Genomic DNA, 25,229 nt, shown 5'->3' with positions numbered 1-25,229 from the left:
GTCGGGCGTGGGGGAGCGGCGTGGTGCGGCGCTGCGCCGGCGCGGGCGGTTGGTCACGGCAAGCGCGGCCGGCGCATCGGCAGCGGGCGAGCAAGCGAGCGGCACGTCGCACACGAAGCGCGACGCGCCGCACGGCATCACGCCAGCGCCGCGCGCTGCCGGCGCAGGAACGCCGGAATCGAGCTGACGACGTCCGGCTTGCCCTGGTTGCCCGCGATGAACGGGCTCCACGGCTGCGCGCGCACGGCCGTCTTCGTCTTCCACACGACGTTGAACTGTCCGTCGCCGCGGATCTCGCCGATCATCACCGGCTTGTGCAGGTGATGGTTGCCGTCCATCGCGAGCGTGAAGCCCGACGGCGCGGCCACCGTCTGGCCGATCATCGCGACGCGCACCTTGTCGACGTCGGTGCTCTTCGCCTTCTCGACGGCCTGCTTCCACATGTGGATGCCGACGTAGGTGGCTTCCATCGGATCGTTGGTCACGCGCTTCGCGTCGCCCGGCAGGTTGTTCGCCTTCACCCACGCGGCGAACTGGTCCTTGAACTTCGTGTTGGTCGGGTTCTTCACCGACATGAAGTAGTTCCACGCGGCGAGGTGGCCGACGAGCGGCTTCGTATCGATCCCGCGCAGCTCTTCCTCGCCGACCGAGAACGCGACGACCGGCACGTCGGTCGCCTTGATGCCCTGGTTGCCGAGTTCCTTGTAGAACGGCACGTTCGAGTCGCCGTTGATCGTCGAGATCACGGTCGTCTTGCCGCCCTGCGCGAAGGTCTTGATGTTCGCGACGATGGTCTGGTAATCGCTGTGGCCGAACGGCGTGTAGACCTCCTGAATGTCGGCGTCCTTCACGCCCTTCGATTTCAGGAACGCGCGCAGGATCTTGTTGGTCGTGCGCGGATACACGTAGTCGGTGCCGAGCAGGAAGAAGCGCTTCGCGCCGCCGCCTTCCGCGCCCATCAGGTACTCGACGGCCGGAATCGCCTGCTGGTTCGGCGCGGCGCCCGTGTAGAACACGTTGCGCGACATTTCCTCGCCTTCATACTGCACCGGGTAGTAGAGCAGCCCGTTCAGTTCCTCGAACACCGGCAGCACCGACTTGCGCGACACCGACGTCCAGCAGCCGAACACGCACGCGACCTTGTCCTGCGTGAGCAGCTGGCGCGCCTTCTCGGCGAACAGCGGCCAGTTCGACGCCGGGTCGACCACCACCGGTTCGAGCTTGCGACCCATCACACCGCCGCTCTTGTTGATGTCGGCGATCGTCATCAGCGCGGTGTCCTTCAGCGACGTCTCCGAGATCGCCATCGTGCCCGACAGCGAATGCAGGATGCCGACCTTGATCGGGCCGGTGCCCGCATCGGCCGCGTGCGCGAACGGGCTCTTGCCCGCCAGCGCGAGCGCGCCGGCCATCGAACCGAACTTCAACAGACTGCGACGTTTCATCGGGATCCCCTTGTCGTGTTGGATGCGCGTGCGCCGTGGCGGCGCCGGCCATCGTGTAACGCAAGGCATGTGCCAGTCGCGCGAGATGCACGTCGGGCGTGCCTGCGCGGGGCACGGGCGGGCACCAGCGGGCATCGGCGCGGTGCGGATGACGCGCCGTGCAGCATGCGCGGTCCGTTGCGGTGCAGACGCACGGGCGCAAATGGTGCACGACGGTGCGGCGGCGTCGAAACGCAGGGAAACCGGGGCGGAAAGAGAAACGGGCGCGCAGTGCGCGCCCGTTCGGCGGATCGGTGCGGCCGGCGGCGGGGTGCCGGGCGGCGCGGCGGCGCATGATGCGCCGCCGGAAGGATCGATCAGTAGCGCGGCACGGACGGATCGACGTCGCGCGACCACGCGTCGATCCCGCCTTGCAGGTTGTACAGCTTCGTGAAGCCGCGCGATTCGAGGAACATCGCGACCTGCGCGCTGCGCATCCCGTGATGGCACACGCAGACGATTTCCGCTTCGTCGTCGAGTTCTTCGCTGCGCGCGGGAATCTGCTGCATCGGAATCGCCACGCTGCCGGCGATTTGCGCGGTCGCGATTTCCCACGGCTCGCGCACGTCGAGCACGATCGGCGCGGGGCGCGCCGTGTCGCCGAGCCATTCCGCGAGCATCGCGGGCGTCAGGATCTGCATGGAGGCTCCGTCGCTCAGAACTTGAAGCGCGACGGCTCGATCGCGTTGACGAGGTGGTCGATGTAGGTTTCGAACACGTCGGCGACGCGGTACTGCTTGTCGTCGATGCGCGTGATGATCTGCGCCTTCATTACCGGACGGCCGCCGACGAACGCCGCCAGGCGGCCGCCGACCTTCAGCTGCTCGAGCATTTCCTGCGGCACGACCGGCAGGCCGCCTGCGACGCAGATCACGTCGTACGGCACCTTGGCCGCCCAGCCGCGCGAGCCGTCGCCGAGCACGACTTCGGCGTTGGTCACGCCGTCGTTGCGCAGGTTGTCTTCCGCGAACTTCGCGATCGCCGGATCGATCTCGACGGCCGTGACGTGCTGCGCGCGATGCGCGAACAGCGCGGCCAGGTAGCCCGAGCCCGCGCCGATCACGAGCACGTTCTCGTGCTTCTTGACCGCCAGCTCCTGCAGCACGCGCGCTTCGACACGCGGGAACAGCATCTTGCTCGCGCCGCCCGGCAGCGGCAGTTCGAGATCGGCGAACGCGAGATCGCGATATTGGGCCGGCACGTAGTTTTCACGCTTGACGATCGACAGCAGGCCCAGGACATCCAGATCCAGCACGTCCCACGGACGGATCTGCTGTTCGATCATGTTGAAACGCGCGTTTTCGATATTCATGGTGTGGTCACGCAGCCTGGTTGGCCATCAGCGGGGGTAGAGAAACTTCGTGATTGTACCAAACGGCACGGCCGCGAAGCCTTCAGGCGGCCTGCAACAGACCTTTACCCTTTGCTCTTCTTGATCTGCGCCTCGAATGCGAGGTCCAGCTTGCTCGCCTTGCGCGGCTTTTTGGGGCCAAATTCGTCGACGAACTTGACGAACTCGTCGAGCGGCAGCGGCTCGCAGCGCTTCTCGGCGGTGCCGCCCGAGCGGTCGACGAGATAGAACAGGCCGCCCGCCATCGCGACGGCCGCGAACTGCGGGTTGCCGGAGCGGGTCTTCAGGCGTTCGACCGCGTGGGTCGCTTTGGTGGTGCGCATCTTGGGGGGCTGGCGAAGCGGATGTAAGCCTCACACTCTATCAAACCGGCCGGGCCGGCGCCGGCCCGTGGCCGGCGCGAACCGCCCTAAACCGTGCGCGAGTAGCGCTGCCGCGACGTCTGGCCGAGGTATGCGTCGAACGCCATCGCGATGTTGCGCACGACCATCCGGCCGGCCGGATGGATCGTCAGCCGGTCGCGCGCGATCGTCAGCAGCCCGTCGCGCTCGAACGGGCGCAGCGCGTCGAGCTCGCGCGCGAAATGATCAGCGAAGCGGATGCCATGCGCGGCCTCGACATGCGAGAACGGCAGTTCGAGGTTGCACATCAGTTGCGTGATCACGTCGCGGCGCAGCCGGTCGTCCGGCGTGAGCCGCACGCCGCGCGCGATCGGCAGCCGGCCCGCGTCGAGTGCGGCGCCGTACGCGGGCAGGTCCTTCGCGTTCTGCGCGTAGACGTCGCCGACCTTGCCGATCGACGACACGCCGAAGCCGATCAGGTCGGTATCCGCACGCGTGCTGTAGCCCTGGAAATTGCGTTGCAGCGTGCCGTTGCGCTGCGCGCGCACGAGTTCGTCGGACGGCCGCGCGAAGTGGTCCATCCCGATGTACACGTAGCCGGCCGACGTCAGCATGTCGATCGCGAGGCCGAGCAGCGCGATGCGCGCTTCCGGCGGCGGCAGCGTCGCATCGTCGATCTGCCGCTGCATCTTGAACAGGTGCGGCATGTGCGCGTAGCCGAACACCGACAGGCGATCGGGCGCGAGCTCGATGATCGTCTCGAGCGTGCGTGCGAACACGGTGACCGTCTGGTGCGGCAGCCCGTAGATCAGGTCGACGCTCACCGAATGGAAGCCGGTCGCCCGTGCGGCGGCGAGCAGGTCGGCCGTCATCGCGCGTGGCTGGATGCGGTTGATCGCCTGCTGCACGACCGGGTCGAAATCCTGCACGCCGAGGCTCAGCCGGTTGAAGCCGATCGTGCGCAGGTGGACGAGCGTCGCCGGCGTGACCGTGCGCGGATCGATCTCGATCGAGAATTCGGCGTCGGCGTCCGGTGCGAGCGCGAAATGCTCGCGCGTGGCCGCCATCAGCTCGGCCGTTTCGTCGTCGGACAGGAAGGTTGGCGTACCGCCGCCCCAATGCAGTTGCGTGACGGGGCGGGACGGATCGAACAGCGCGGCCTGCAGCGCCATCTCGCGCTTGAGCTGCTCGAGATACGGGCGCGCGCGGCGGCGGTTGTTGGTCGCGATCTTGTTGCAGCCGCAGTAGAAGCACGCGGTGTTGCAGAACGGAATGTGGAAGTACAGCGACAGGTCGCTCGACGACGCGCCGGGGTCGCCGGCCGCGCGGATGTAGTCGGCCGGATCGAAATCGTCGCGGAACTGCAGTGCGGTCGGGTACGACGTATAGCGCGGCCCGTTCGCGCCATATTTCGTAAGCAAATCGGGACGGAACATCGGGTCGGCAGAACCGGAACGCATGGCGATCTCGCGCGTTTTTAGATGCGTTCGAGTATAGGAACACGCGGTTGGGCTGCATTGTGTAATAACGTCGCAGCCGGCGATGGCACAATGCGGGGTGGGGCTGCCGGACGCCGCGTCCGGTTGCCGCACCGTTTTTCGTTGTTCGTCGAGAGAGCCGAGTGTCCGTCGAAATGCCTGTCCGCCCGGCGCCCGCCGAAGTCCCGCCGCCGCATGCATGCCGCGAGGGCTGCGGCGCGTGCTGCATCGCGCCGTCGATTTCCAGCCCGATTCCGGGCATGCCCGACGGCAAGCCGGCCGGCGTGCGCTGCGTGCAGCTCGGCGACGACCTGCGCTGCATGATTTTCGGCCGACCCGAGCGCCCCGCGTGCTGCTCCGGGCTGCAGCCGTCCGCCGACATGTGCGGCGCGTCGCGCGACGACGCGCTCGCGTGGCTCACGCGCCTCGAGGCCGCGACGCGGCCGGCGCATCCAGGAGAGAAATCAGCATGACCGTCCCTCGCGCGCCCGGCCGGCGCCGTTTTCTCGCTGCCGCTATCGGCGCCGTCGGCGTATGCGTATCGCTTGCCGCGTGCGCGTCGACGTTCCCGTTCATTCCCGATCACTACACGTTCTCGCGCGGCGACGTGCAGAAGGCCGTCGCACGGAAGTTTCCTTACCAGAAGACGGTCGCGCAAGTCGTCGACGTGTCGCTCGCGAATCCGGCCGTCAACCTGCTGCCGGACCAGAACCGCGTCGCCGTGCAGCTCGACGCGAACTTCGTGAGCCCGTTCCTGCGCGGGCCCGTCAGCGGCAAGTTCACCGTGTCGGGCCAGCTCGCGTACGACGCGCCGAGCCGCTCGGTCGTGCTGAAGGCGCCGGCCGTCGACAGCCTCGCGCTCGACGGCGACGCGCAGATGTACGCGCAGCAGGTCGGCGCGGCCGCCGGCCTGCTCGCGACGCAGCTGCTGACCAACTATCCGATCTACACGTTCAAGCCGGAACAACTGCAATTTGCCGGAGTGAACTACGAACCCGGTACAATTACGATCCTTACAAACGGCATACGCGTGGCGATCGTCGAAAAGTGACGACGGGGCGCGCACGGCCGGGCGGGCCGCGCGCGCAAGAGTGGCCTTTTCTTTCGACCATTTCGGAGTTGGGCCACGGATGGACTGGATCCTGATCTGCAAGGCATTGATCCTCGGCGTCGTCGAGGGGCTGACGGAATTCCTGCCGGTGTCGAGCACCGGTCACCTGATCGTCGCGGGCAGCTTCCTGAATTTCAACGATTCGCACGCGAAGACGTTCGACGTCGTGATCCAGTTCGGCGCGATCCTCGCGGTCTGCTGGGAATACCGGCAGCGGATCGTGTCCGTCGTGTCCGGGCTGCCGAGCCGGCCCGACGCGCAGCGCTTCACGCTGAACGTCGTGATCGCGACGATTCCCGCGATCGCGCTCGGCCTCCTGTTCGAGAAGAAGATCAAGGCCGTGCTGTTCTCGCCGGTGCCCGTCGCGTTCGCGCTCGTCGTGGGCGGCGCGATCATCCTGTGGGCCGAGGCGCGGCAGCGTGAACGCGGCGCGCCGCCGCGCGTGATGTCGGTCGACGCGCTGACGCCGCTCGACGCGCTCAAGGTCGGTATCGCGCAGTGCTTCGCGCTGGTGCCCGGCATGTCGCGCTCGGGCTCGACGATCATCGGCGGGATGCTCTTCGGTCTCGACCGCCGCGTGGCCACCGAATTCTCGTTCTTCCTCGCGATTCCGATCATCTTCGGCGCGACGCTCTACGAAACCGTGAAGGACTGGCAGGCGTTTACCGTCGATTCGCTCGGCCTGTTCGTGCTCGGGCTCGTGTCGGCGTTCGTCAGCGCGTTCGTGTGCGTGCGCTGGCTGCTGCGCTACGTCGCGACGCACGATTTCACGGTGTTCGCGTGGTACCGGATCGCGTTCGGGCTGTTCGTGTTGCTGGTGGGTTACAGCGGCTGGCTGAACTGGGCGTGAGGCCGGCGAGCGGTCGATGCGCCGCTCCATGAAAAAATCCCGACCGGCGCGAGACGCCGGTCGGGATTTTTTATGCTGCGCAGGGTGGGACGCTCAGCTTGCGCGCTTGCGGAACACCAGGTCCCACACGCCGTGGCCGAGCCGCAGCCCGCGCCGTTCGAACTTCGTCACCGGGCGGTAGTCGGGGCGCGGTGCGTAATCGGCGGCCGTGTTTTCGAGCGTCGGTTCCGCGCCGAGCACTTCCAGCATCTGCTCCGCGTAGTTCTGCCAGTCGGTCGCGCAGTGCAGGTACGCGCCGGGCTTCAGGCGCGATGCGAGATGCGCGACGAGCGGCGGCTGGATCAGCCGGCGCTTGTGGTGACGCGCCTTGTGCCACGGATCGGGAAAGAAGATGTGGACGCCGTCGAGGCTTTCCGGCGCGATCATGTGCTCGAGCACCTCGACCGCGTCGTGCTGGATGATGCGGATGTTCGTCAGATCCTGCTCGCCGATCAGCTTCAGCAGCGCGCCGACGCCCGGCTCGTGTACCTCGACGCCGAGGAAATCGTCGCCCGGGCGGTGCGCGGCGATTTCCGCGGTCGACGCGCCCATCCCGAAACCGATCTCGAGGATGCGCGGTGCGCTGCGGCCGAAGATCGCGTTCCAGTCGGGCAGTTCCGGCGCATACGGGACGACGAAGCGCGGGCCGAATTCGTCGAGCGCGCGGCGCTGGCCGGTCGACACGCGGCCGGCGCGCGTCACGAAGCTGCGGATGCGGCGGTGGTGCAGCGGGTTGACTTCGTCGGCGCCTTCGGTGGCTTGGTCGGCTTCGTCGGGAATGGCGTCGTCGTGCGGCGGAAGGCCGGCTTCGTTCGGGTCGTCGTGCATCATCGGTACAGAGAAAGGCTCGGTTCGGGCGAGGGCCCGTTGCGCAGCAATGCTGCCGGGCGATTCGGCGCATGGTACAAAAAAGCCGCCTTCGACGAGGCGGCTCATGCGCAGGCTGTTGTGCAGCCGGAAAGTGGAGCGGGCGATGGGAATCGAACCCACGTCATCAGCTTGGGAAGCTGAGGTAATGGCCATTATACGACGCCCGCAGAACGCGCAATTCTACAGGGGTTTGGGTGGGGATGGCAAGCGGGGCGTTTTGGCCGGTGGCATCGAAACTGGCATGGCTCGATGCAGGAGCGGTGGCGTCGCCGGCCGTGTCGGGTGAGCGCCTCGCTATTCACGCGATCCACAATCAGCCGGAACGCACATTCCTTCGGCGCGCTGTCGCATCGGGGCCGAATCTCAACGGCCCAACGGATGAGTCGAATACGCCTCTTCAAGCGATTCGTGCTTGAACGCCGGGTTCGATAAATTGCTGGCCTCAGCGGGCTACGTTCTCATGACTTGCCGGCTCCGCTACAATTCCGCCGACAAAACCGGGGAGCCGTCCTCGTGAGAGCGCAAGCCATCCTTAGGCTTGCAACAAATAAGAAGATGGATAACGCATGAACATGACTGAATTCGCTCAGGCAATTCGTGGTGGCCTGATCCAGCAAGACCGCTTGCTCAAGACGGACATCCCGTCGTTGCCGGACAACGCGCTCATACCGCGCCGGGTCGTGACTTGTTCCGAGCTCGGTCGCGACTTCAGCGTCACGCTCGACATGGTATCCACGGCAGGCGACATCGAACTCAAGGCATTGATCGCTCAACCGATGACGCTTTGGATTCAGCAGGCGAACCGGTCTTATCTGCCAGTCAACGGTTATATCCACACGGCCCGCAGGCTGGGCGACGACGGTAGCCTTTCCAGCTATCAACTGGTCGTCGCGTCATGGATGTACTTCCTCAAATTTCGGCGCGATATGCGGTACTGGCAGGACAATAGCGCCGACCGCATCATCGCCGACGTATTCGATGCGCATCCGCAGGCGCGTGGACAGTATCAGTTTGCGTTGTCGAAGCCTCTGCCTTCGCGTTCGTACTGCCGTCAGAGCGAAACCGACTGGAATTTCGTCCATCGGCTGATGGAAGAGGAGGGCCTGTACGGCTTTTGGCGCCAAGGTGAGGACGGCAAGTCGCATACGCTGGTCGTGACCGATGATATTTATGCATTGGACGAGGTGTCGCCCAACCCGATCAGATTTAATAGATCGGGCACCGGCAGCGACACGGATGCATTCACGCAGTGGGCGGCTTCGCGGACTTTGCAAAGCACCGTCCATACGACCCGCACGTTTGACTACAAGGCGCCATCGTCCGCCGACAGCCCGAGCGGTACGACGTTGCCGACGAAGGCCGGTCAGGGAAATTTGCCGGAACGGGCCGAAGTCTACGAATACACGGGCGCCTACACCTATGGACGTCATGACCGAGGTGAGCAGCTCTCGAGAATTCGTCTGGAAGAATGGGAGTCGCGCGCCAAGCGATTCGTCGGGATGGGGGGCGTGCGAGGCATCGACGCCGGCCAGCGCTTCAGATTGACGGGCCATCCGGACCACGATCGCGATTCGACCGAGCAACGCGAGTTTGCTGCGATCAAGGTTCGACGCTACATCGAGAACAACCTGCCGCTGTCGAATCAGGAAACCAGCTTTCCCCATAGCATGCAAGCCGACCTGGAGCGTGCGAAGGCGGGGTACGCGGGCGAGTCCGTCCACCACGATGACGGTTCGGCCGGCTTCTATTTGATCGAAGTCGAAGTCCAACGCACCACGGTTCCGTATCGCAGTCCGTTCGAACATTTGAAGCCCGACATGCATCTCGAGACAGCGATCGTCGTCGGGCCACCGGGAGAAGAAGTCCATACCGACGAATTGAACCGTGTGAAAGTGATGTTCGTCTGGGATCGGCAGAACCCGGGAGATGCCGGTGCTTCGTGTTGGGTCAGAGTAGCGCAATCGGATACCGGTGGCGGCTACGGCGGCGTGCATATTCCGCGAGTCGGCGAGGAAGTCATCGTCGGCTATGTCGGCGGCGATTGTGATCGGCCGATCGTGCTGCATCGCGTCTACAACGGTGCGGTCAGTCCGCAATGGCATAGCAACGGGATCCTGTCGGGCCATCGCTCGAAAGAGTATGGCGGCAGCGGCTATAACCAGATGGTGATGGACGACGCGACCGGCCAGAACCGCGTGCAGTTAATGAGCAGCAGCGCAAATAGTTTGCTGCATCTGGGCTATCTCATCGAACAAAGCGGCAATACACGCGGTGCTTATGTCGGATCGGGCTTCGATCTGCGGACGGATGCATACGGCGCCGTGCGGGCTTCGCAGGGGCTGTATGTTTCGACGTATCCGAAGTCGGCGAACAGTCAGTCGCTCGACGTTCGCGAAGCGCAACAGCAGCTCGTCAATGCCGAGAGCATGTTCGAGGCAATGTCGCAGGTAAGCACGATGCATCAGGCGGAAAGCCTGGGAGAGGGGCATGACGCGCTGAAGACGTTTACCGATGCGACGCAAAGCAGCGTGCAAGGCTCGCAGTCGGGAGGGCGGACGGCGGGAGGCGGTGCCGGGAGTGTGAACGCGTTCAAGACACCCGTCATGCTGGTGGCGAGTCCTTCCGGTATCGCGCTGTCGACGCAGGCATCCGTGCATGTGTCGAGCGATCAGCAAACGAATCTGGTGAGCGGCCAGAGCACGTTCATCGCCAGCGGGAAGTCGTTGGTGGCGAGTGTGGCGGAGAAGATCAGCCTGTTTGTGCAAAACGCCGGGATGAAACTGATCGCGGCCAAGGGAAAGGTCGAGGTTCAGGCGCATTCGGACACTATCGAAGTGACGGCCCAGAAAGCCGTCAAGGTCCTGTCGGCTACCGAGAATATCGAGGTGGCGGCGCAGCAGGAGATTCTACTTACCTCGGGGGGCGCCTATATCCGGCTCAAGGGCGGCAACATCGAGATTCACGCGCCTGGGAAGATCGATGTGAAGGGGGCGCAGCATGCATTCAGCGGGCCGACGCGGATCGACTATCCGCTGTCGCCTGCGCCAACGTCCCGCGGTGCTGCAGCGCTGCAATACCATTACCACGACGACACGCCCGTGCAGGGCGCCAAGTTCACCATCCACTACGACAGCGGAGCCACCTTCTCCGGCGTCGTCGACAACAACGGCATGGCTGATCTGACGGGTGCTCCGCAAGGACCGGGGCGCATCGAGTTGGGTGAGGACAGCCGACCCTACGAAATCAAGGCGACCGAGAAAAATCCCAGCTACAAGGCTCATTGGGACGAGTTCGACATGCAAGCCACCCTGGACCGGATGCAAGGAGGTCGGGCATGAGCAGCAGTTGGGTCAGCCAGGCGGCATCCGAGGTCGGCGACTATCTGTGGAGCGGCGCCACTGCAGTCGGCGACACCGTCGTCGGCGCGGTCGCGGGGGAGTTCTCGCAAAAGCGCAATACGGGCGCCATCATCGTCGATGCGGTCATCAGCATGTTCCCTGTCGCCGGAGAAATTACGGCGGCGCGCGACGCGATCGCCATCGCGCTTCGCATGTGCGACGACCCGAAGGTTCGCGACGACGGGTGGGAGTGGGTGGCGCTCGTGCTTTGCCTTGTCGCGGTCGTTCCGGTGGTCGGAGGTTTGCTCAAGGGCATAGGCAAGTTGTTGATGCGAGCGGTCAGCAAATCCGAAGATCTGGTCAAGCTATGCCAGGAAATCCTGGCCCTGATCCGCAAGGCAGGGTTTGGCAATGCAGTGGAGTGGTTCAGGCAACTGGACTTCAGCAAGTATCAGTTTGTCGTTCGCAACGCGTTCGGCATGCTGCTGGATCGCATCGGCAAGGCGCTGAATTTTATTCTGAACAGGCTCGGGTCGGTTATCCCGGCGCGGGTGGCGAGTTATATCCGGAAGCTGCTGCCGATGCTGGAGGAACTGCGCAAGCTGGGAGACACGAAAATCGCGCTTGCCTTCAAGGACCTGATGCGCTTGCTGGAGCGCGTGCGGGGCCATCTGGTCGAGGGCACCTGGGCGGATGTGAAGGTGGGAGGCGGCACGACTCGGACGATGACCGAGGAGGCACGCTTGGCTCATCTGGCGGAGGACACGAAAAGCTTGGGGCACAAGCCGATGACCGTCAAGCAATACGTGCATAAAGAAGGGTGGCCCGACCTTCGCAACTGGGAAGAAGGGGAGGCTATAGGTACGTTCAGCGCCAAGGTGCCGCTTGAAGCGATTACTGAGGCACCGGGTCAGATGATGATTCGTGTGGTCGACACTCGTTACCTGAACAAGCCATGGACAATTCCAGGCAAATTTTGGACCGATAGCCTAGCTCCCAACGGGCTTTGGTGGCGTATACGAAGCGCGATCAAGCACGCTTGGAGCATGAATGGCAGCTATGTGAAGATGCAGGTGCCGACGCGCGAGGCGATGGAGAAGCTCGGCATCGAAGTGCCAGCTGGATGGGACGGGATGCGCCTATGGAAGGGGCGGATTGCTGAACAATGGGACAACGAAAAAGAGGTTGCCACCATGCGTTTGCTGGTTGGAGGCGACCTTCAATTCTTCGTGGATTTTGAGCACTCTTCCAATGCACCCGTGAAAAAATGGATAGAAGCGCAGCTTGCGAACGGGCAACTCAAGGCGCTTCGGACGCATTGGACCGACGTTAAGCTACCCGATCAAGCAACCGCGCGCGCGCTCATGCTGGCCGAGCGCGAGCGATCGGCCAAGATCAGACAGGAAGGTTACGCGCGGAGAGCGGTAGCCGATGCGGGCAAACAATCGACGGACGAACAGGCTCCATGATGTTGAATATTTTGACCATGACCCCCGAGCAGGAACAGGATGCGCGAGCAAAGGCGTTTTATCTGCTCAAGAAATGGACGAGCCTCACGTTCCTGGAATACGCCGTTGGACTATATCGGGACTTTCTCGGCGCGTACGCACAACAACTGGATACACCGAGCCCCAATCAGGTGGAGCTTGAGGAAGCCTACATACATGATTTCCTGGGGGCACTGGTGCAAATGGATCTGGGCATCGATGCATTGCGCCGAGGTCTTGATAAACGGGCAGCATACGACGCGCTGATTATAGGAAGTCAGCAAGGTGGTGACCTGTTGTTTGGACGGAGTGCGCTTGAAATCGGTCGTAAATACGATCCGTTTTTTCATTCACTGGGACTAAAGGACACCAACTTTTCGGACCCGGTGTATGCCACTGGGTTCGCGGAGGGAGTGTGGATCGAGAGATTGATTTGCTACGCGCTCAAGTGCACGGTCGGATTCGGTTTTACCGGGATGCTTGCATACGGCACACGTGCGGACGGCGGGACCCGCGTTTTTGAGCACTGGACCTATGAATCCATGTTCGAAGATGCACCCCTTCCGGCTTGGCGATATTGGCCACCCGGTCGCACCTATCCCGCCTCGCTTCCTCCCTGTCCGCCCAAGAACGAATCCGCAAGCGGCGAGGTTTGCAGCGATCAGGAGATTCCTGTCGAGGGTATCTGGGAGCCATGGTTTCCGGCTGGCAAGGTTGGATGTCCGAGCTACTTTCTCAAGGGCAGTATCGCCCACAAGTACCTGTTGGAAGGCACCAACGACGAACATGTGGTGCGCTGGCGGCTGTTGTGGGAAGACAAGCGTTATCGGGACGGCAGCATTCCGACAGAGGAGGAAACCTACTTCCCCAAGCCTGTCGCGCAACCCAGGCTACGTGTTCTGCCCGGGGAGCCTTGTCCGCGCGCCGGCTATTGGCAAAGCCCTGCCGTCAAAGATTCGGTTTATGTCGAGGCCGGAACGCCTATGCCAGGGCCTCAACGCACAGCATGGGGAATGGTCATTTGGCATTACTCAGATCCTCAGCCGGACAATTGAGTCGCGGTTGGGACAAGGGCCCGTCGCTCGGCGTCGGCGAATCGGTGTGCGTCGTTGGCAGAAGCAACTTCAACTGGAGTGCCAAGGTGCCACGCAACAGGGCAGATGGTTTGTGCGGTTACCGGTATGGCGTGCTGCCGCTCGTACGGTAGCGGGCACGAGCCCAGCATCTCGGCCGTGAACGAATGACACTATGCGAGCACGTCGATTGCAACGTGCGGCGGCACGCCAGTCAATGTCGAAAATAGACGAGTCGGCGTCGGAAGCATACAAGCCCAGCTAAAGCTTTCGAACTAACGTGACAGGTCTCTCATACGATCGTTAGTCTGGAGCCGACATGTCCGATTTCATCACCGTTCTGCGTAAAACCTGCCCGACGCCTGTCCTTGACGCGACCAAGTGGAAGCGCATTGGCGGCGATCCGCACACCGTGAACCTCAACGCGTACGTCTCGAAGGACGGCAGCAAGATCATGGGCACCTGGATCTGCACGCCGGGCAAGTTCGAGGTGAATTACGAGAAATGGGAGTACTGCCACTTCCTCGACGGCTACTGCATCATCACGCCGGAAGGCGAGGAGCCGCAGCACCTGAAAGCCGGCGACGTGTTCGTGATCGAACCCGGCATGAAAGGGACGTGGGAAGTGGTGGAGACGGTGCGCAAGTACTTCGTCTTCGCCTGAGCGGGCGGTCGATTCGACCCAACCGAAGCATACCGTCATCGCCCCACGTCTTCGCGGTTCACGAAGCCGGGAAGGGCGAGCGCGGATTCCGGCTCAATAAAAGTCGCCCCCGGTTCGGAAACAACGCGCCGAGCGTGGTCACCCGCTTGGCGCGCTCCCGCTATCCGACCGCACCCCATGACGAATTCAACGCACGGTTGTCCGGCGACGACACGATGACGCTCGCCACCGGTCCTGCACGCCGTCACACAAACCCCTAAGATGCAGCGATCCGCCCACCGTTTCCGCTGCAGCGCATGAACCTTCCGCCTGCGCCGGACGCCCCTCCGGAGCCCCGACCATGCGCATCACCGCGATCCACGAACGCGCGATTCCCGTGTCCCGCTATGCCGATCCGACCATTCCGTCCGGCGGCCTGACGACAAGCGTTGTCGCGGTCGTTACCGACGTCGTGCGCGACGGCCGCCCGGTGACGGGCTACGGCTACGCGTCGATCGGCCGCTTCGCGCAGGGCGGCCTGATCCGCGAACGGTTCGCGCCGCGCCTGCTGGCTGCCGCCGACTCACTCGCCGACGAAGCCGGCACGAACCTCGACCCGTTCCGCGCATGGCGCGCGATGATGGCCGGCGAGAAGCCGGGCGGGCACGGCGAACGCTGCGTCGCGGTCGGCACGCTGGACATGGCGATCTGGGACGCCGCCGCGAAGATCGCCGACCTGCCGCTGCACCGCTTTCTCGCCGACCGTCTCCAATACACGGCAGCACCACGCGTGCGCGTGTACGCAGGCGGCGGCTACCGCTATCCGCATGACGATCTCACGCGCCTGTCGGACGAGATGCGCCAGATCGTCGATCTCGGCTACACGCACGCGAAGATCAAGATCGGCGGCGCGGATTTCGAGCAGGACCGGCGCCGCATCGAAGCCGCGGCCGCACAGCTCGCCAGCCCTTCGCATCTCGCAGTCGACGCGATGAACACGTACGACGCGACGACCGCCTACGAGGCGGCAAACATGCTTGCGCCGTTCGATCTCTGGTGGTTCGAGGACATCTGCGATTCGCTCGACCTGCCGCTCCAGGCAGACGTCGCCACGCGATACGCATCGCCGATCGCGGCAGGCGAAGCGCTGTTCTCGCTCGCGGAAGCGAAGCTGCTCGACCGTTACGGCGGCCTGCGTGCCGACCGCGACGTGCTGGTGTTCGATCCCGTGCACAGCTACGGGCTGTCGGGCTATCTGCAGATCGTCGATCACTTCGTGTCGCGCGGCTGGCGGCGCGACGCGTTCTGGCCGCACGCCGGTCATCTGTTCTCGCTGCACGTCGTCGCGGCGCTCGGGCTCGGCGGGGCGGAAGTCAGCCCGTTCGCATTTCATCCGTTCAGCGGACTCGCCGATGGCGAAATCGTCGACGCGGGATACGCACGCGTGCCGCAGGCGCCGGGTATCGGATTCGAATTGCATGCTCACGCGCACGACGCGTTCCGCGCGATATCGGGATCGGTATCCGGCGGTTGACGCCTAAAGCGCGTCGATCGCGAATCGCACCGCGAAGCCGAGCATCATCACCGCGACGAAGCCATCGAGCACGCGCCATGCGAGCGTGCGAGCAAACCATGCACGGCACGCGCGTGCGCCATAGACGAGCATCAGGAACCACGCCAGCGACGCGGTCATCGCGCCGATCGCAAACGGCGCGCGGGCAGACGGCGTGTGACTCACGACCATGGTGCCGAGCAGCAGCACCGTATCGATCCACGCATACGGATTGAGCAACGAAACCGCGGCGGTCGCGAGCACCGTCCGCGACCGCGTGGGTTCGCTGCCGGCGCGTGAGCCATCTATATGCTCAGGCTGTCGTCCGACGATCGCCGAGCGCATCGCGAGCAGGCCGTAGCCGGCGAGATACGCGATGCCGGCCCACAGCGCGGCCGACACCACGCCGGGATGGCGCGACAGCAACGCCGACAGCCCGCGCGCGCCGAGCACGATCAGCAATGCGTCGCTGCCCGCGCAGACGAGGGCGATGGAGAGCAGGTGAGGGCTCGAAATCGAGCGTTTGATGACGAAGGTGTCCTTGGGACCGACCGACGTGAACAGGCCTGCGCCAAGCAGCAGGCCTTCGAGGAAGGCAGAGGTGTCGAGCACGAGCGGGCCGACAACCTCTTAAGCTGAACCGGTGATGGTTACGATGGAAGCAACGTTAAGGGGTGTCGCGGGGCGTTGTCAATGTCAATGCCCGGCCGGCCGCCCACTCCGGCCGCTGCCCGAGCGTATCGAACAGCCGGACGATTTCGGCCTTTACCTTCTGCACCGCGTTGCTGACGAGCGCCGTGTCGTGCCAGCACAGCGACAGGTCGCGCGCGAACAGCCGGTGCGCGACCGTCGACAGCTTGAGCTTGCGTTCCTCGATCTCGACGTGCGCGGCCGTCCACGGCAGGATCGTCACGCCGAGCTGCGCCATCACGGCCGCGAACAGCAGCCCGGTCGAACTCGCCTCGAAACTGATCTCGTACGACAGCCCGGCCTCGCGCATCGCCCAGTCGACGCGGTTGCGGATCGTGTTCGGCGCGCTCGGCAGCACGAGCGGCATCCGCGCGATCGCGTCGAGCGGCACGGGGGCGTCCGGCACCGGGAAGCCGGGCCACGTGATCAGGTACAGCGTTTCCGTCAGCAGCCGGTGGATCGCGATGCCGCGCGTGTCGACCGCATCGACGACGATCGCGAGATCGAGCCGCGCGCGTTCGAGCAGCGTGTCGAGATCGGCGCTCGGCGCTTCGATCAGCTCCAGCATGATGCCCGGATAGCGGTCGCGCACCGCGCGGGCGAGCGGAATGGCCAGCACGCGCGCGGTGCTCGACGGCATGCCGACGGTCACGCGGCCCTGCGGCGTGTCGGCGTCGCGGCGCAGCAGTTCGCGCGTGCCGTCGGCCTGGCGCAGCAGTTCGAGCGCGTGCCGATACAGCGTGCGGCCCGCGGCCGTCGGCGCGACGCCGCGCACGCTTCGTTCGAGCAACTGCATCCCGAGATCCTGTTCGAGATTGCGCATCTGCTGGCTCACCGCCGGCTGCGCGACGTGCAGCGCCTCGCTTGCGTGCGTGACGTTGCCGCATTCGACGACCTTCACGAAATAGCGCAACTGTCTCAAGTCCATCGCCGCCGCCTCCGATTCAAGTTCGAATCGCGCTCGATTCGAGCCATAAGCCAATCCGATCGAGCGAGATGAATATCATATTTTTCGGCGATCGATGGCGTTTCTATACTCGTCTCACAAAAGAGCCCGACTGCCGGCCATCCCGGACCGGCCGCGGCGAATGAGCCGGCCCCGCCGGCAAGGAGACGAAGATGTTCAAGGCGATCGACGCGCCGGCGGCCGGCGCGAAGCCGCGGCGCACGCCGCTCACGCGCGAGCAGGTCAAGGGCTTCTGGGCCGTGTACGCGGGCTGGGTGCTCGACGGCGTGGATTCGGTGATCTACGCGCTCGTGCTGATTCCGGCGCTGACCGAACTGCTGCCGGCGTCCGGCATCGCGTCGACGCCCGCGAACCTGGGGATGTACGGCTCGATCCTGTTCGCGCTGTTCCTGATCGGCTGGGGGCTGTCGTTCGTCTGGGGACCGCTCGCCGACCGCTTCGGCCGCGTGCGCACGCTCGCGGCGAGCATCCTGATCTATTCGGTGTTCACCGGCGCGGCCGCGTTCGTGCACGACGTATGGGCGCTGGCCGCGTGCCGGCTGATCGCCGGGATCGGCGTCGGCGGCGAATGGGCGCTCGCCGGCACCTACGTCGCCGAGAGCTGGCCGGAAGACCGTCGCAAGATGGGCGCCGGCTACCTGCAGACGGGCTACTACTTCGGCTTCTTCATCGCGGCCTGCCTGAACTACACGATCGGCGCGACCTATGGCTGGCGCGCGATGTTCCTGTGCGGGCTGGCGCCCGCGCTGCTCGCGGTGTTCACGGTGATGCGCGTGAAGGAGCCGGGGCAGTGGCGCCGGCACGACGCGCGCGACGGCGACGTGGCCGACGCGCGGCGCGCGCATCCGCTGCGCGAGATCTTCGCGCCGGCGTTCGTGCGCCGCACGCTGACGAGCGCGAGCCTCGTCGGCGTCGCGATCGTCGGGTTGTGGGCCGGTTCCGTCTACGAGGCGAGCGCGGTCACCACGCTGGCGACACGCGTGGGCATCGATCACGTCGGCGCGTTGCGGCTTGCGTCGATCGGCGCGGCGATCCTGTCGTGCGCGACGATCGCCGGCTGCCTGGTGGCGCCGTGGCTGTCGGAACGGGTCGGCCGGCGTACCGCGCTCGGCGTGTATTTCGCGGGGATGGCCGGCTCGATCGTGTTCGCGTTCGGCTGGGCGTTCTACCAGCCGAACGGGCTCGCCGCGTTCATGGTGTCGCTCGCGTCCCTCGGCTTCTTCGGCGGCAACTTCGCGATCTTCTCGCTGTGGCTGCCCGAGCAATATCCGACGCGCGTGCGGGCCACCGCGTTCGCGTTCAACGCGTCGGTCGGCCGCTTCATCGGCGCAGGCGTGAATTTCCTGCTCGGCGCCGCGATTCACGGGTACGGATCGCTCGGCGTGCCGGTCGCATGGACCGCGGCCGTGTTCGGGCTCGGCATCCTGATCCTGCCGTTCGCAGTCGAAACGCGGCATCAGACGCTGCCCGAATGAGCGGCATGCCGCGGTCGTTCGGAAACAAGACGAGACATATCCATCAATATCAGGAGTCCGGAATGCAGGCATTAACAGGAATCAGGGTCGTCGATCTGAGTCGCGCGCTGTCGGGGCCGTTCTGCTCGATGGTGCTCGCCGATCTCGGCGCCGATGTGATCAAGGTCGAGTCGGGGCCGCACGGCGACATGAGCCGCGCGTGGGGGCCGTTCGATCGCGGCGTGAGCACGTACTACCTGTCCTGCAACCGCAACAAGCGCGGCATCTGCGTGGACTTCCGGCAGCCGGCCGGCCTCGACGTCGTGCGACGGCTGATCGCACAGGCCGACGTCGTGATCGAGAACTTCAAGGCCGGCACGATGGACGCGATGGGACTCGGCTACGCCGCGCTGAGCACGCGCGACCCGCGGCTCGTGATGGGCAGCGTCACCGCGTTCGGTCCGCGCGGCCCGCTGCGCGACTGGCCGGGCTTCGACCAGATCGCGCAGGGCTATGCGGGGCTGATGAGTCTCACCGGTTTCCCTGATGGCGAGCCGACCCGCACGGGCACCGCGATCGGCGATCTGAGCTCGGGGATGTGGGTCGCGACCGGCGTGACGGCCGCGCTGTTCGAGCGCGAGCGCACCGGGCGCGGCCAGCATGTCGGCACGTCGCTGCTCGAAAGCCTCGTCGCGCTGCTGAGCGTGCACGGGCAACGCTACCTGAGCCTCGGCGACGTGCCGCGCCGCACCGGCAACGCGCATGCGGTAATCGCGCCGTACGGCGTGTTCGAGACGGCCGACGGCCCGCTCAATCTCGCGCCGATCACGACCGACATGTGGCTGCGGCTGTGCCGGTTGCTCGATCTGCCCGAGCTACCGGACGATCCGCGCTTTGCGACCAACGATGCGCGCGTCGCGCATCGCGACGAACTCAAGGTGTTGCTCGAAAGCCGGCTGCGCACACGCGGCAAGCGCGAATGGACGCAACGGTTCGTCGAGGCCGGGCTGCCGGCCGGGCCGATCAACACACTCGACGAAGTGTTCGACGATCCGCAGCTCGCGCAGTGCGGGCTGGTCGAGCCGGTCGCGCATCCGATGCTCGGCACGCTGCGCCAGATCGTCACGCCGCTCGGCGGGATGGGCGACGACCTGCCGGCGCCGCGCACGCGCCATGCGCCGCCGCTGCTCGGCGAGCATACGGTCGACGTGCTGCGCGAAGCCGGCTACGGCGACGACGCGATCGACGCGCTGCTGGCCGGCCGCACGGTCTTCCAGGCGGATGCGGTGGCGGAGGCCGTGCAATGACCGACATGGCGAAACACGAAGGGGCGTCGACGGTGACGGTCGACCTGATCGGCGAGCGGATCGCGCGCGTGCGGTTCGCGAACCCGGCGCGACGGCATGCGCTTGACGCGCCATTGCTCGATGCGCTCGTCGCGCACCTCGATGCGTTGGCCGCCCACCGTCCGCCGCCCGTCGTAATCCTGTCGAACGACGGTAGCGGCGACGTGTGGAGCGCGGGGCACGATCTGCGCGAACTGGCCGACGATCGCGATCCGCTTGCGTACGGCAAGCCGCTCGAACGCGCACTGCGGCGCGTGCGGACCTATCCCGGCGCGGTGGTCGCGGCGGTGGCCGGGTCGGCGTGGGGCGGGGCGGTCGATCTCGTGATGAGCTGCGATCTCGTCGTGGCGGCGCGCGACGCGCGTTTCGCGATGACACCCGCGAACATCGGCCTGCCGTATTCGACGAGCGGCCTGCTGCGCTTCTACGACAACCTGCCGACTCACGTGCTGAAGGAAATGTTCTTCTGCGCGCAGCCGCTCGATGCGGAGCGCGCCGCGCATCACGGGCTCGTGAACCGGCTGGCTGATGCGGGCGGGGTCGACGATGCGGCGCTCGACGTCGCGCGCACGATCGCCGCGAAGGCGCCGCTCGCGGTGCACGCGGTGAAGGAGCAACTGCGCGTGCTGCAGGACGCGCGGCCGTTGCCGGCCGACGCGTTCGAGCGGATCGCCGAGTTGCGTCGGCAGGCGTGCGAAGGCGCGGATTTCGACGAAGGGTTGCGTGCGTTCGCGGCGCGCCGCGCGCCGGTGTTTCGCGGCGTTTAGGCGAGCAGGCGGGGTGTCGATGTGACGGCGGCGGCGTGCATTACGCGCGCACCACCGTCACACCCGCGGCCTCGATCGGCTTCGTCAGCGCGGCGTCGGTTTCCTTTTCGACGACGACCGTCTGCGCCAGCGTGATGTCGCCGATCACGAACTGCGATGCCGCGCGCAATTTCGACTGCGACGCGAGCACGACCGTCTCGGCCGCGCGTTCGGCCAGCGCGCGCTTGATCGCCGCTTCCTCGAAATCGCCGGTGCTCAGGCCGGCGACCGGATGCACGCCCGTGACGCCCATGAAGTAGAGGTCCGCGTGAATGCGCGCGATGCCTTCCATCGCCGCCGCACCGACCGCGACGATCGAATGCTTGTAGAGCCGCCCGCCGATCAGGATCACGTCGATCGACGGATGCGCGGCGAGCGCGACCGCGACGCTCGGGCTGTGCGTGACGATCGTCGCGCGCAGGTCGGCCGGCAACTGGCCGACGAGCAGCGCGGAGGTCGTGCCGCCGTCGACGATCGCCACCTGCCCGGGCGCAATCATCTGCGCGGCCCGCCGTGCGATGCGCCGCTTCTCCGTGGTTTCGAGCGCCTCGCGCTGCGCGAACGGCGCGACGGCCGGCGACGCCGGCAGCGCGCCGCCGTGCACGCGCTGCAACAGCCCTTCGGCCGCGAGCTCGCGCAGGTCGCGGCGCACCGTGTCTTCGGACACGCCGAATTGCACGCTCAGCTCGGCGGCCAGTACCTGGCCGTCGCGCGCGAGCGCGTCGAGGATCGCCTTCTTGCGTTGCGTCGTCAGCATCGTGTTTGCATGAAATTTCTTGAAATTGCACGAATCTGCACGTTACCATGGGCGCCGTCCTTTGTCGAACCGGAGGCTGCAATGGCTGCAACGCGGGAGCGGGTGCGCATCGTCGATACGACGGTGCTGTCCGACGACTGGTATGTGCTGCGCAAGGTGACGTTCGATTTCCTGCGCCGCGACGGCACGTGGCAGCGCCTGAGCCGCGAGACCTACGACCGCGGCAACGGCGCGACGATCCTGCTGCGTCATGCCGAAACGGGCGACGTGCTGCTGACGCGCCAGTTTCGGATGCCGGCGTTCGTGAGCGGACACGACGGCATGCTGCTCGAAGCGGCCGCCGGGCTGCTCGACGACGCAACGCCCGAGGCGCGCATCCGCGCGGAGGCCGAGGAGGAGACCGGCTATCGCGTGCGCGGCGTGCGCAAGGTGTTCGAGGCGTTCATGAGCCCGGGTTCCGTGACGGAGAAGCTGCATTTCTTCGTCGGCGAATACGATGCGTCGCTGCGCACCGGCGCGGGCGGCGGCGTCGCGGAAGAGGGCGAGGATCTGGAGGTCGTCGAGATGCCGCTGCAGGCGGCGCTGGACGCGGTCGAGCGCGGCGAGATCGTCGACGCGAAGACGATCATGCTGCTGCAGTACGTCGCGCTGCGGGAAACCGCGGGCGCATGCGCCGCATGACGCCGCGGCTCGTGCTGGTCGCCGGCCCGTATCGCAGCGGCACGGACGGCGACCCCGCGCGCATCGCCGCGAACCTGCACCGGCTGGAAGCGGCGGCGCTCGCCGTGTATCGCCGCGGGCACGTGCCGATGATCGGCGAATGGGTGTCGTTGCCGCTCGCGGCCGCGGCCGGGTCGACGCAACTGGGCGACGCGATCGGCGAAACGTTCCTGTATCCGGCCGCGCACCGGCTGCTGCGACGCTGCGATGCGGTGCTGCGCATCGGCGGCGCGTCGCGCGGGGCGGATGCGGACGTCGCGCTCGCGCGGCAACTCGGCAAGCCGGTCTATTTCGCGGTCGACGAGATCCCGGTTGCGCAGGACGAATCGGCTCACTAAGCAAGCGTGGGCGCCGCGTCGCGATATCGCCGGTGCGGCGCTTGCGGACGGCGGGCCATTGCATTGCCGGTCGCCGCACGGGCGCAGCGCTACACAGTTGCGTCGCCGATGCGGCGCGACGCCCGAACCGGCGTATGATCGCCACGCCACTCGCGCAACGTTCGACGCCACCGCTTTCCCATCATGCCGCTTTCCGGTCCCGCAGATCCCGCCGACTCCGCCGCCGCGCCGCTTCCCGCCGAGCTCGTCGCGTCCGCCGTCGCCGCACTCGCGCGCGCCGACGCATCGCTCGTCACGGCCGGCGCGGGCATCGGCGTCGATTCCGGGCTACCCGATTTTCGCGGGACGGACGGTTTCTGGCGCGCGTATCCGGCGCTGCGCCGCGAGCGTTTCGAATTCCACGAGATCGCGTCGCCGCACGCGTTTCGTGCGCGTGCGGCGCTCGCGTGGGGCTTCTACGGGCACCGTCTCGCGCTCTACCGCGCGACGGCGCCGCATGCGGGCTTCGCGATCCTGCGCCGCTGGATCGACGCGATGCCGAACGGCGGCTTCGTGCTGACGAGCAACGTCGACGGCCAGTTCCAGAAGGCCGGTTTCGATCCGGCGCGCATCGTCGAGATCCACGGCTCGATTCATGCGATGCAGTGCCTGCGCCCGTGCACGGACGACACGTGGGACGCGGCGCCGTTCGTGCCGGAGGTCGACGAAGCGACGTGCCGCCTCGTTGGCGACATGCCGCGCTGCCCGCGCTGCGGCGGTCTCGCGCGGCCCAACATCTTGATGTTCGGCGACACCGGCTGGCTCGGTGCGCGCTACGACGCGCAGGAACGCGCGCTCGAAGACTGGATTGCGCAGGCCGGGCGCGTCGCCGTGGTGGAGATCGGCGCGGGCACCGCGATTCCGACCGTGCGCTTGCTGAGTGAACGCCTCGGCGCCGACGTGATCCGCATCAACGCGCGCGACGCGCATGCGCGCCGGGCGGACGTGATCGGGCTGAAGGGCGGTGCGCTGGCGACGCTGAACGCACTCGACCGCGCATGGCGCGGCGGCTGAGCCGCGCGCCACGAGCCGACCGGCCGGGGCCGCGCGATTACGGCCGCGCGACGAGCGCCTGCACGAGCGCCGGCGCGATCGGCGAACCGAGGCCCGTCACGTAGTCGTAGCCGCCCGCCGCGTTGCAGACGCTGCCGCAATTGCCGTTGGACCCGGTCGTCACGTCGTGGAAGTCGCTGCCGTACGCGGTTTTGCCGACCGCATAGAGCGTGTCGTAGGCGCCGCTCAACGATGTCTTGCCGGCCGCCGTGCGCAGCGAATTCGCGATCGCGACGAGCGCTGCCCATTGCGGCGCGCCCGCGCTCGTGCCGCCGACCTGGAACCAGCCGGCCTGCCCCTGATAGGTGACCGAGTCGTACACCGCGAAACCGCTGGACGGATTCGCGTCGTAACTGACATCCGGCACGCCGCGCTTGCCGGCCACCGGAATCGGCCACGCAGTCTGGCCGGCCGGCTCGGCCTCGACGCTGCTCACACCACCGCCGCTGCCGCTCCACGCCGCCTCGCCGATGTAATTGCCGGCCGTATCGGACGACAGCGTCGTGCCGCCGACGGACACCACGTAAGGCGACGCGGCCGGGTATTCGGTGCCCGTGCCGCTGTCGCCGGACGACGCGACGAACGTGACGCCCGGTACGTTGAAGTGGCTGTCGAAGCCGGTCTCGCTGCTGAATTCGTTGCCGCCGAAACTCATCGACACGACCGACGCGCCGCGCTTGACCGCGACGTCGACCGCGGCCATCAGGTCGCTGAAGCTGGCCGATGCCGCCTCGACGAGCACGATCTTCGCCTTCGGCGCGATCGCATGCACCCATTCGACGTCGAGCGAGATCTCGAGCGACCAGCCTGCATTGGGCTTGGGCCGCGCACCGTGGGCATACACCTTGGTGAAACAGCCGTTCGACGACGTGCAGGCCGGCAGCGAGAACGCAGTGCTGAACACGCCGAGATCGGCTTCGATCTTCGGGTCGTCATATGCGTCGACGATCGCGACGACCATCCCGTCGCCCTGGTTCGCGATCGCGTCGATCCCGTAGGCATGCCGCGCGAGCGCCGGCGTGAGGCCGGCGATCGTGGCGGTGCTCGCGCGCGGCTTCGTGTGGAACGGCGGGCGCGCGAATCCTTTCGGTGCGCGGTTGCCTTCGACGTAGGACGGCGGCCCGTTGCCGTCGGCGAGCGCGACGCCCGACGCGAGCAGCGACGCGCACAGCGCCGGGATCAACATGGATGACAGGCGGATATTGTTCATTTTTCGAGTCTCCATGTCGATGGAGTAGGGTGGCGAAACAATTCTACGAAATCGACGACGATAACGACATCGAATACCGACCGGATACGGGAATGTCTGATAAGGGAAAGTACGTGGAACCTCGATGGGACAAGTGACCTGCTCCCCGCGTTTAGTACGGTGACGGTGTAGAGTCCGTTCCAGAGAGGAACGGCAATGAAAAAGCGATTCACCGAAGAACAAATCATCGGCA

The 25,229-nt window shown here is 66.0% G+C and carries 24 protein-coding genes and 1 tRNA gene; 14 read left to right on the top strand and 11 right to left on the bottom strand.

Annotated elements, in window-relative coordinates:
* Window positions 1-137: 137 nt before the first annotated feature.
* The 5 genes from urtA to hemN form a co-directional block, all read right to left on the bottom strand.
* Window positions 138-1,445, bottom strand: a complete 1,308-nt coding sequence (urtA, locus tag HWX55_RS25590) for an urea ABC transporter substrate-binding protein (protein ID WP_175977735.1) — start codon at window positions 1,443-1,445, stop codon at window positions 138-140.
* Window positions 1,446-1,801: 356 nt separating this feature from the next.
* Entirely contained in the window at window positions 1,802-2,125 is a 324-nt protein-coding gene (locus tag HWX55_RS25585) for a rhodanese-like domain-containing protein (protein WP_059779501.1), read from the bottom strand.
* A 14-nt stretch (window positions 2,126-2,139) separates the two neighbouring features.
* A complete protein-coding gene (locus tag HWX55_RS25580) occupies window positions 2,140-2,796 on the bottom strand; it encodes a protein-L-isoaspartate O-methyltransferase (RefSeq protein WP_175977734.1) in 657 nt (218 codons plus the stop codon).
* Window positions 2,797-2,900: 104 nt separating this feature from the next.
* Complete coding sequence (locus tag HWX55_RS25575; RefSeq protein ID WP_006488573.1) at window positions 2,901-3,158, bottom strand: hypothetical protein; 258 nt, start codon at window positions 3,156-3,158, stop codon at window positions 2,901-2,903.
* Window positions 3,159-3,244: 86 nt separating this feature from the next.
* Window positions 3,245-4,636 carry an oxygen-independent coproporphyrinogen III oxidase gene (gene hemN / locus HWX55_RS25570; protein WP_175977733.1) on the bottom strand — a complete coding sequence of 464 codons (1,392 nt, stop codon included), beginning with the start codon at window positions 4,634-4,636 and terminating at the stop codon, window positions 3,245-3,247.
* Between the two features lie 173 nt (window positions 4,637-4,809).
* Here hemN and HWX55_RS25565 point away from each other — a divergent pair, with 173 nt between their 5' ends.
* From HWX55_RS25565 to HWX55_RS25555, 3 genes are all read left to right on the top strand, one after another.
* Window positions 4,810-5,127 carry a YkgJ family cysteine cluster protein gene (locus HWX55_RS25565; protein WP_175977732.1) on the top strand — a complete coding sequence of 106 codons (318 nt, stop codon included), beginning with the start codon at window positions 4,810-4,812 and terminating at the stop codon, window positions 5,125-5,127.
* Window positions 5,124-5,705 carry a DUF1439 domain-containing protein gene (locus tag HWX55_RS25560; protein ID WP_089488226.1) on the top strand — a complete coding sequence of 194 codons (582 nt, stop codon included), beginning with the start codon at window positions 5,124-5,126 and terminating at the stop codon, window positions 5,703-5,705. Before HWX55_RS25565 ends, HWX55_RS25560 begins: the two co-directional genes overlap by 4 nt.
* 79 nt (window positions 5,706-5,784) lie before the next feature.
* Window positions 5,785-6,615: an undecaprenyl-diphosphate phosphatase gene (locus HWX55_RS25555; RefSeq protein WP_175977731.1), complete on the top strand. Its 831-nt coding sequence runs from the start codon at window positions 5,785-5,787 to the stop codon at window positions 6,613-6,615.
* Between the two features lie 93 nt (window positions 6,616-6,708).
* On the opposite strand, the gene trmB is transcribed toward HWX55_RS25555, so the two are convergent.
* Both trmB and HWX55_RS25545 read right to left on the bottom strand, forming a co-directional pair.
* Window positions 6,709-7,485, bottom strand: coding sequence for a tRNA (guanosine(46)-N7)-methyltransferase TrmB (gene trmB / locus HWX55_RS25550; RefSeq protein WP_175977730.1), 777 nt, complete (start codon window positions 7,483-7,485; stop codon window positions 6,709-6,711).
* A gap of 131 nt (window positions 7,486-7,616) precedes the next feature.
* A tRNA-Gly gene (locus HWX55_RS25545) sits at window positions 7,617-7,691 on the bottom strand.
* Window positions 7,692-8,090: 399 nt separating this feature from the next.
* Between HWX55_RS25545 and HWX55_RS25540 the strand changes: the two genes are divergently transcribed.
* The 5 genes from HWX55_RS25540 to HWX55_RS25520 all read left to right on the top strand — a co-directional run bounded on the left by HWX55_RS25540 (window position 8,091) and on the right by HWX55_RS25520 (window position 15,599).
* A complete protein-coding gene (locus tag HWX55_RS25540) occupies window positions 8,091-10,862 on the top strand; it encodes a type VI secretion system Vgr family protein (RefSeq protein ID WP_175977729.1) in 2,772 nt (923 codons plus the stop codon).
* On the top strand, window positions 10,859-12,331 hold the full coding sequence (locus tag HWX55_RS25535) for a hypothetical protein (RefSeq protein ID WP_124556086.1): 1,473 nt from the start codon (window positions 10,859-10,861) through the stop codon (window positions 12,329-12,331). Before HWX55_RS25540 ends, HWX55_RS25535 begins: the two co-directional genes overlap by 4 nt.
* On the top strand, window positions 12,328-13,404 hold the full coding sequence (locus tag HWX55_RS25530; RefSeq protein ID WP_175977728.1) for an Imm72 family immunity protein: 1,077 nt from the start codon (window positions 12,328-12,330) through the stop codon (window positions 13,402-13,404). The genes HWX55_RS25535 and HWX55_RS25530 overlap by 4 nt, the downstream gene beginning before the upstream one ends.
* Before the next feature lie 337 nt (window positions 13,405-13,741).
* The gene (locus tag HWX55_RS25525; RefSeq protein ID WP_006496617.1) at window positions 13,742-14,086 is read left to right on the top strand and encodes a cupin domain-containing protein; all 345 of its coding nucleotides are present in this window, start codon (window positions 13,742-13,744) and stop codon (window positions 14,084-14,086) included.
* A 340-nt stretch (window positions 14,087-14,426) separates the two neighbouring features.
* On the top strand, window positions 14,427-15,599 hold the full coding sequence (locus HWX55_RS25520; protein ID WP_175977727.1) for an enolase C-terminal domain-like protein: 1,173 nt from the start codon (window positions 14,427-14,429) through the stop codon (window positions 15,597-15,599).
* Window positions 15,600-15,602: 3 nt separating this feature from the next.
* Here HWX55_RS25520 and HWX55_RS25515 read toward each other — a convergent pair whose 3' ends face one another.
* Window positions 15,603-16,229, bottom strand: a complete 627-nt coding sequence (locus HWX55_RS25515) for a LysE family transporter (protein WP_175977726.1) — start codon at window positions 16,227-16,229, stop codon at window positions 15,603-15,605.
* A gap of 55 nt (window positions 16,230-16,284) precedes the next feature.
* Window positions 16,285-17,235, bottom strand: a complete 951-nt coding sequence (locus HWX55_RS25510) for a LysR substrate-binding domain-containing protein (protein WP_175977725.1) — start codon at window positions 17,233-17,235, stop codon at window positions 16,285-16,287.
* Window positions 17,236-17,426: 191 nt separating this feature from the next.
* Between HWX55_RS25510 and HWX55_RS25505 the strand changes: the two genes are divergently transcribed.
* From HWX55_RS25505 to scpB, 3 genes are all read left to right on the top strand, one after another.
* Entirely contained in the window at window positions 17,427-18,749 is a 1,323-nt protein-coding gene (locus HWX55_RS25505; RefSeq protein ID WP_175977724.1) for an MFS transporter, read from the top strand.
* A gap of 62 nt (window positions 18,750-18,811) precedes the next feature.
* A complete protein-coding gene (locus HWX55_RS25500; RefSeq protein ID WP_175977723.1) occupies window positions 18,812-20,035 on the top strand; it encodes a CaiB/BaiF CoA-transferase family protein in 1,224 nt (407 codons plus the stop codon).
* Window positions 20,032-20,841 carry a methylmalonyl-CoA decarboxylase gene (gene scpB, locus HWX55_RS25495; protein WP_175977722.1) on the top strand — a complete coding sequence of 270 codons (810 nt, stop codon included), beginning with the start codon at window positions 20,032-20,034 and terminating at the stop codon, window positions 20,839-20,841. The genes HWX55_RS25500 and scpB overlap by 4 nt, the downstream gene beginning before the upstream one ends.
* Before the next feature lie 40 nt (window positions 20,842-20,881).
* Here scpB and HWX55_RS25490 read toward each other — a convergent pair whose 3' ends face one another.
* Window positions 20,882-21,637: a DeoR/GlpR family DNA-binding transcription regulator gene (locus HWX55_RS25490; RefSeq protein ID WP_175977721.1), complete on the bottom strand. Its 756-nt coding sequence runs from the start codon at window positions 21,635-21,637 to the stop codon at window positions 20,882-20,884.
* Window positions 21,638-21,718: 81 nt separating this feature from the next.
* Between HWX55_RS25490 and HWX55_RS25485 the strand changes: the two genes are divergently transcribed.
* The 3 genes from HWX55_RS25485 to HWX55_RS25475 all read left to right on the top strand — a co-directional run bounded on the left by HWX55_RS25485 (window position 21,719) and on the right by HWX55_RS25475 (window position 23,748).
* Entirely contained in the window at window positions 21,719-22,318 is a 600-nt protein-coding gene (locus HWX55_RS25485) for an NUDIX domain-containing protein (RefSeq protein ID WP_175977720.1), read from the top strand.
* Entirely contained in the window at window positions 22,315-22,695 is a 381-nt protein-coding gene (locus HWX55_RS25480; RefSeq protein WP_175977719.1) for a DUF4406 domain-containing protein, read from the top strand. The genes HWX55_RS25485 and HWX55_RS25480 overlap by 4 nt, the downstream gene beginning before the upstream one ends.
* A gap of 183 nt (window positions 22,696-22,878) precedes the next feature.
* On the top strand, window positions 22,879-23,748 hold the full coding sequence (locus tag HWX55_RS25475) for a Sir2 family NAD-dependent protein deacetylase (RefSeq protein ID WP_175977718.1): 870 nt from the start codon (window positions 22,879-22,881) through the stop codon (window positions 23,746-23,748).
* Window positions 23,749-23,785: 37 nt separating this feature from the next.
* Here HWX55_RS25475 and HWX55_RS25470 read toward each other — a convergent pair whose 3' ends face one another.
* A complete protein-coding gene (locus HWX55_RS25470; protein WP_175977717.1) occupies window positions 23,786-24,997 on the bottom strand; it encodes a S53 family peptidase in 1,212 nt (403 codons plus the stop codon).
* Between the last annotated feature and the right edge of the window lie 232 nt (window positions 24,998-25,229).

Origin of the sequence: Burkholderia sp. BCC1047, from assembly GCF_902833155.1 — a bacterium.
Taxonomy (GTDB): domain Bacteria; phylum Pseudomonadota; class Gammaproteobacteria; order Burkholderiales; family Burkholderiaceae; genus Burkholderia; species Burkholderia sola.
The sequence above is the reverse complement of the archived record's forward strand: the minus strand, read 5'-3'. Positions and strand labels throughout refer to the sequence as shown.